This window comes from Anaeromyxobacter sp. PSR-1, assembly GCF_000964525.1.
Taxonomy (GTDB): domain Bacteria; phylum Myxococcota; class Myxococcia; order Myxococcales; family Anaeromyxobacteraceae; genus Anaeromyxobacter.
Genome location: NZ_BAZG01000238.1, coordinates 1 through 5,654 on the forward strand (window position 1 = coordinate 1; position 5,654 = coordinate 5,654).

General features: G+C 75.8%; 5 protein-coding genes. All 5 read right to left on the reverse strand.

Going from position 1 to position 5,654, the window contains the following annotated elements:
- Nucleotides 1–682 (reverse strand): alpha/beta fold hydrolase (locus PSR1_RS21215; protein ID WP_059439359.1); only part of this gene is annotated, 682 nt, incomplete at its 3' end.
- Nucleotides 683–809: 127 nt separating this feature from the next.
- Nucleotides 810–1,856, reverse strand: a complete 1,047-nt coding sequence (cydB, locus tag PSR1_RS21220; protein WP_059439360.1) for a cytochrome d ubiquinol oxidase subunit II — start codon at nucleotides 1,854–1,856, stop codon at nucleotides 810–812.
- 13 nt (nucleotides 1,857–1,869) lie between these two features.
- A complete protein-coding gene (locus PSR1_RS21225; protein WP_059439361.1) occupies nucleotides 1,870–3,210 on the reverse strand; it encodes a cytochrome ubiquinol oxidase subunit I in 1,341 nt (446 codons plus the stop codon).
- 239 nt (nucleotides 3,211–3,449) lie between these two features.
- The gene (locus tag PSR1_RS21230; protein ID WP_059439362.1) at nucleotides 3,450–4,898 is read right to left on the reverse strand and encodes a sigma-54 dependent transcriptional regulator; all 1,449 of its coding nucleotides are present in this window, start codon (nucleotides 4,896–4,898) and stop codon (nucleotides 3,450–3,452) included.
- Nucleotides 4,895–5,654: nitrogen regulation protein NR(II) (locus tag PSR1_RS21235; RefSeq protein WP_237758186.1), on the reverse strand; the 760-nt coding region annotated here is incomplete at its 5' end. The genes PSR1_RS21230 and PSR1_RS21235, both read right to left, overlap by 4 nt.

Below are 5,654 nucleotides of genomic sequence, written 5' to 3' on the forward strand. Positions count from 1 at the left end.
AGCGCCCGTCCGCGCCCGGCGGGCAGATCGGGTCGGCCGTGCCGTGGATCACGAGCGCGGGCAGATCGACCGCGGCGAGCGCGGGCCGGAGGTCGGCCGCGGCGAGCACGTCGAGGCCGGCCAGCGCCGCGGCCGCGGCGGGCGGCGGGATGGCGGCGCGGAGCGCCGCCGCGCGCGCGCCGGCCGGCCCGTCGAGCTCGCCGGGCGCGAACATGCCGTCGAAGAAGCGGGCCGCCGCGCGCGCCGGATCGCGGCGGACCCGGTGCGCCAGCACCTCCAGCGCCTGCGCGGGCAGGCCGTGCGGCCAGCCGTCACGGAGCGTGAAGCACGGGGTCCCGGAGATCAGCACCAGCCCGGCCAGCCGGCGGCGCACCGCGGGGAGCGCGGCGAGCGCGGCCTGGGCGCCGAGCGACCAGCCCGCCAGCACCGCGCCCTCGAGGCCGAGGCGATCCAGCAGCAGCGCGAGGTCGCGGCCGAGGTCCTCCAGCCCGAAGGCGGCGGGGCCGGAGTCGCCGTGGCCGCGCAGGTCGGGCATGACCAGCCGGTGCCCGGGGAGCCGCGCGGCGAGCCCGCCGAACGCGGCGGAGGAGAGCGACCAGCCGTGGACCAGCACGAGCGGCGCGCCGGCGCCGCGGTCCGCGTACGCGAGGCGCACGCCGCTGTCGGTGACGAGGAAGGGCATCGCCGGGCCGGAGCGCGCAGGATACCAGCGAGGACCGCCTCGTCAACCGTGCCTGGAGGTCACGGTTGACGAGGCGGCGGGGACCGGCGGAAGGGGGGCCGCCGGACCTTCGGGGCGGGGACGGCCCCTAGGACGGGACGGCGCGAACGGGCTCGTCGTAGTGGCCGCCGGTGCCGGGGCGGACCTTGCCGCGGAACACGCGGTAGACGAGCACGGTGTAGCCGATCACGAGCGGCATCCCGACCAGCGCGATCACCAGCATCACCGCCAGCGTCCGGGGCGAGGAGGACGCGTTGTAGATGGTGAGGCTGTTCGCCGGGTCGATCGAGGAGGGCACGAGCCGCGGGAACATCGAGACGGCCGCCACGAGGATCATCGAGACGATGGCCACCGACGAGGCGAGGAACGCCTTGCCGGCCGCGCCGCGGCGGCTCAGCGCCGGGATCGCGGCGATCGACGCCACCACCAGCAGCGTCAGCGCGAGGAAGAGCGGGTTCGCGAGCACGCCGGCGAACAGGTGCGGCGCCTCCACCAGCGAGGCGGCGGTGGCGATGGCGTAGGTGGCGACGAACGCGCCCCACAGCCGCGGGATCCAGCGGGCCATCCGGGCCTCGAGCGCGCCCTCGGACTTCATGCGCAGCCAGAGCGCGCCGTGCATCGTGAACATCGAGAGCGACACCAGCCCCACCAGCACCGGGTACGGGTGGAGCAGGCCCAGGAAGCTGCCCGCCCACTCCTGCGCGGCGGTGACCGGGACGCCGCGCAGCACGTTGCCGACCGCCACGCCGAGCAGCACCGCGGGGAGGAGGCTCCCGACGCCGAACGCGAGGTCGAAGCCGCGCCGCCAGGCCGCCCCGTCGAGCTGCGAGCGGAACTCGAGCGCCACCGCCCGGGCGATGAGCGCGAGCAGCAGCAGCATGAGCGCGAGGTAGAAGCCGCTGAACACCGTGGCGTAGACCACCGGGAACGCGGCGAACAGCGCGCCGCCGCCGGTGAGCAGCCACACCTCGTTGCCGTCCCACACCGGGCCGATCGACTTCAGGTGGACCTGGCGCTCCTGCTCGTCGCGGGCGAGCAGCGACAGCACGCCCACGCCGAGGTCGAACCCGTCGAGCACCGCGTACCCGGCGATGAGGACGCCCACCAGCACGAACCAGACGACGTTGAGATCCATGGTCGGTCTCCTCTCAGGCGGCGGCCCGCGCCTGCTCGGCGGCGGGGAGGCGCGGCGCGACGCGCGCCTTCTTCACCATCAGCGTCAGCCACAGCGCGCCGAGCGCGAGGTACACCAGGCCGAACAGGCCCAGCGAGAGCGCGATCTCGGCGGCGGTCACGGTGGGCGAGTGGGCCTGGCCGGTGCGCAGCAGGCCGTAGACGATCCAGGGCTGGCGGCCCACCTCGGCGGCCACCCACCCGAGCTGGCAGGCCACCACCGGCAGCGGCAGCGAGACGAGCAGCGCGCGCAGGGTGCGCCGGTCGGTCCAGAGCAGGCCGCGGTACCACTGCCACGCGGCCCAGGCCATGATCGCGATGAACCACACGCCCAGCGCCACCATGTTGTGGAACGACACGAAGGTGAGCCAGAGCGGCGGCCGGTTCTCGGGCGGGAACCGGTCGAGCCCCTGCACGTGGGCGCCGGTGTCGCCGAACGCCATCCAGGAGAGCAGCCCGGGGATCTCGAGCGTGCCCTTCAGCCGCGGCGGCTCGGAGAACGGCACCGCGAACAGCACCAGCGGCGCGCCGGTCTGGCTGGTGTAGAGCCCCTCGATGGCCGCGAACTTCTCCGGCTGCGTGCGCGCGACCTGCTGCGCGTGGAGGTGGCCGAACGGCATCACCTCGAGGCAGGAGACGAGCAGGCCCCAGGCGACCGCGAGCTTCATGGACTTGCGCGCGAACGCCGACGCGGGGTCGCGGAGCAGGTGCCAGGCGGCCACCCCCGCCATCACGAACGCGCCCACCACCAGCGCGCCCACCACCGTGTGGAAGTAGCGCGGCAGCGTGGACGGGTTCCAGACCGCCGCCCAGAAGTCCACCAGCTCGGCGCGGCCGTTCCGCACCACGTAGCCGGTGGGCGTCTGCTGCCAGGAGTTCGCGACGATGATCCAGAACGCCGACAGCGTGGCGCCGACCGCGACCATGAGCGCCGAGAACCAGTGCAGGCCCTTCGAGACCCGCCCGCGGCCCCACAGGTACAGGCCGAGGAAGGTGGACTCGAGGAAGAACGCGAACACGCCCTCGGCGGCGAGCGGCGCGCCGAAGATGTCGCCCACGAACTTCGAGTAGGCCGACCAGTTCGTGCCGAACTGGAACTCCATCACGATGCCGGTGGCGACGCCGACCGCGAAGGTGATCGCGAACAGCCTGCCGAAGAACTTCGCCACCTCGACGTAGACCGCGTCCTGCTTCCGCCAGCCGAACCACTCGGCCAGCACGAGCAGCCAGCCCAGGCCGATGGTGATCGGCGGGAACAGGAAGTGGAACCCGGCGGTCACCGCGAACTGGAGCCGCGCGAGGGTGAGAGCGTCCATGGGGCCTCCTTCGCCGGCGCGCGGCCCGGGGCGTCCACCGTGGACGGCCGGGGCCCGCCGCGCGGGCGCCGGGGGCCGCTTCAGCAACCGGGGTGCCAGCGCGCCGCGCGGGCGCGCCCGGCCGGATTCGCGAGGCGGCGCGCGCGCCTGTGCCGCTGCGCGCGGGCGCGCAGGGGCGGGGGAGGAGGGGTGGGGCGGGTTTGCGCGGGGGGCGGTGGGATCGACTTGTACGTTGGCCCTCAGCCGGGCGCGTCCTCGTCGTCGCCGGCGGCGCCGCCCGGGCCCGGGCGGAGCGGACCGATGAGCCCGTAGCGCTGGATCTTCGTGAACAGCGTGCGGCGGTCGATGCCGAGCAGCCGCGCCGCGAGGGAGCGGTTCCAGCCGACCATCGCGAGCACCTTCTCGACGTGCGCGCGCTCCACCTCGGCGAGCGTGAGCCCGCCCTCGCCCGCCGGCGCCGCCGCCTCGGCCCCCGCCGGCGCCCGCACCGCCGCGGGCAGGTCGCCGACGTCGATGCGCCGCCCGCGCGCGGCGAGCAGCGCGCGCTCCACCGCGTTGCGCAGCTCGCGCACGTTCCCCGGCCAGCGGTGGCGCTCCAGGGCGGCGAGCGCCTCGGGGGTGAAGCCCAGCGCGGGCAGGCCGTGGCCGCGCGCGATCGCGAGCAGGAGGTGCTCCGCCAGCGCCGGCACGTCCTCGGCGCGCTCGGCGAGCGTGGGCAGCTCGATGCGCAGCACGTTCAGCCGGTAGAACAGGTCCTCGCGGAACGTCCCCTTCGCCACCATCTGCTCGAGGTCGCGGTTCGCGGCGGCGACCACCCGCAGGTCCACCTTCACCGGCCGGGCGGCGCCCACCGGCGTCACCTCGCCCTCCTGCAGCATGCGGAGCAGCTTCGCCTGCTGCGAGGGCGGGATCTCGGCGACCTCGTCCAGGAACAGCGTGCCGCCGGACGACTGCTCCGCGAAGCCGGCCTGGGACTCGACCGCGCCGGTGAACGCGCCGCGGCGGTGGCCGAACATCGCGCTCTCGAACAGCGGCTCGGGGATGGCCGCGCAGTTCACCGGCACGAACGGGCCGGCGGCGCGCGGGCCGCCGTAGTGGATGGCGCGGGCGGCCATCTCCTTGCCGGTGCCGCTCCGGCCGGTGAGGAGCACGGTGGCGCCCACCTCGGCCGCCTCGCGCAGCGCCCGGCGCACCTCGCGCATCCGGGCCGAGCCGCCGATGAGCCGGTCGGCGGAGAAGCGCTCCGCCACGGCGCGGCGCAGCCCGTCCACCTCGCGGTGCAGCTCCAGCTCGCGCGCCGCGTTGCGCAGCACGGCCGCGACCGTCTCCACCTTGAACGGCTTCACCACGTAGCTGTAGGCGCCGGCCTGCATCGCCTCGACCGCGTCGTCCACGCTGCCGAACGCGGTCATGAGGATCACCTTCGCGTCCGGGTGGCGCGCCCGCACCTCGGCGAGCAGCGTGCGGCCGTCCATCCCCGGCATGCGCACGTCGGAGAGCACCACGTCGGCGGGCGCCGCCTCGAGGAGCTGCAGCGCCGCCGCCGCGCCGCCGGCGCCGCGCACCGCGTAGCCCATGCGGTCGAGGTGCCGGGTGAGGATGTCGAGCAGGCGCGGGTCGTCCTCGACCACCAGGACCCGCAGCGCGCCCGCCCGCGGCGCCGCCGCCGCCGCCTCCGCCGCGCTCATCGCACCTCCTCGGCCGGGAGCTGCACGGTGAACGACGCGCCGCCGAGCGGCCCGGTGCCGACCCGGAGGTCGCCGCCGTGGTCGGCCACGATGCGCGCCACCACCGCCAGGCCGAGCCCGGTGCCCTCGGCGCGGGTGGTGAAGAACGGGTCGAGGACGCGCTCCCGCAGCGCGGGCGGGACGCCCGGCCCGTCGTCGTGCACCTCGAGCTGGACCGAGCGCTCCCCGTCCTCCTCCACCGCGCGCGCCGCCACGACCACCCGCCCGCCCTCGGCCACCGCCTGCGAGGCGTTCACCACCAGGTTGAGGAGGATCTGGTGCAGGCCGTCCGGGTCGGCGTGCAGCTCGGGGAGGTCGTCCGGGAGCCGGGTCTCGACGCGCACGCGGCGGCGCTCCAGCGTGATGCGCAGCAGCGAGAGCACCCGCGCGACCGCGCCGGGCAGCGCCACGGCGGTCTTGCCGGGCGAGGTGGCGCGCGCGAACGTGAGCAGGTCGCGGACCAGCCGGCTGATGCGCTCGGTCTCGGCGACGATGCCGCGGAGCTGGGCGCGCGCCTCCTCGCCGGCGTCGGGGAGCAGGAACTCCGCGGTCGCGCTGATCACGTTGAGCGGGGTGCCGATCTCGTGCGCCAGGCCCGCCGCCAGGCTGCCCACCATGGCGAGCTTCTCGGAGCGCACGAGCTGCCGGTCGAGCCGCACCTGCGCCGAGAGGTCCCGCGCCACCAGCGCCACGCCGCTCGGCGCGCGCTCGCCGCCG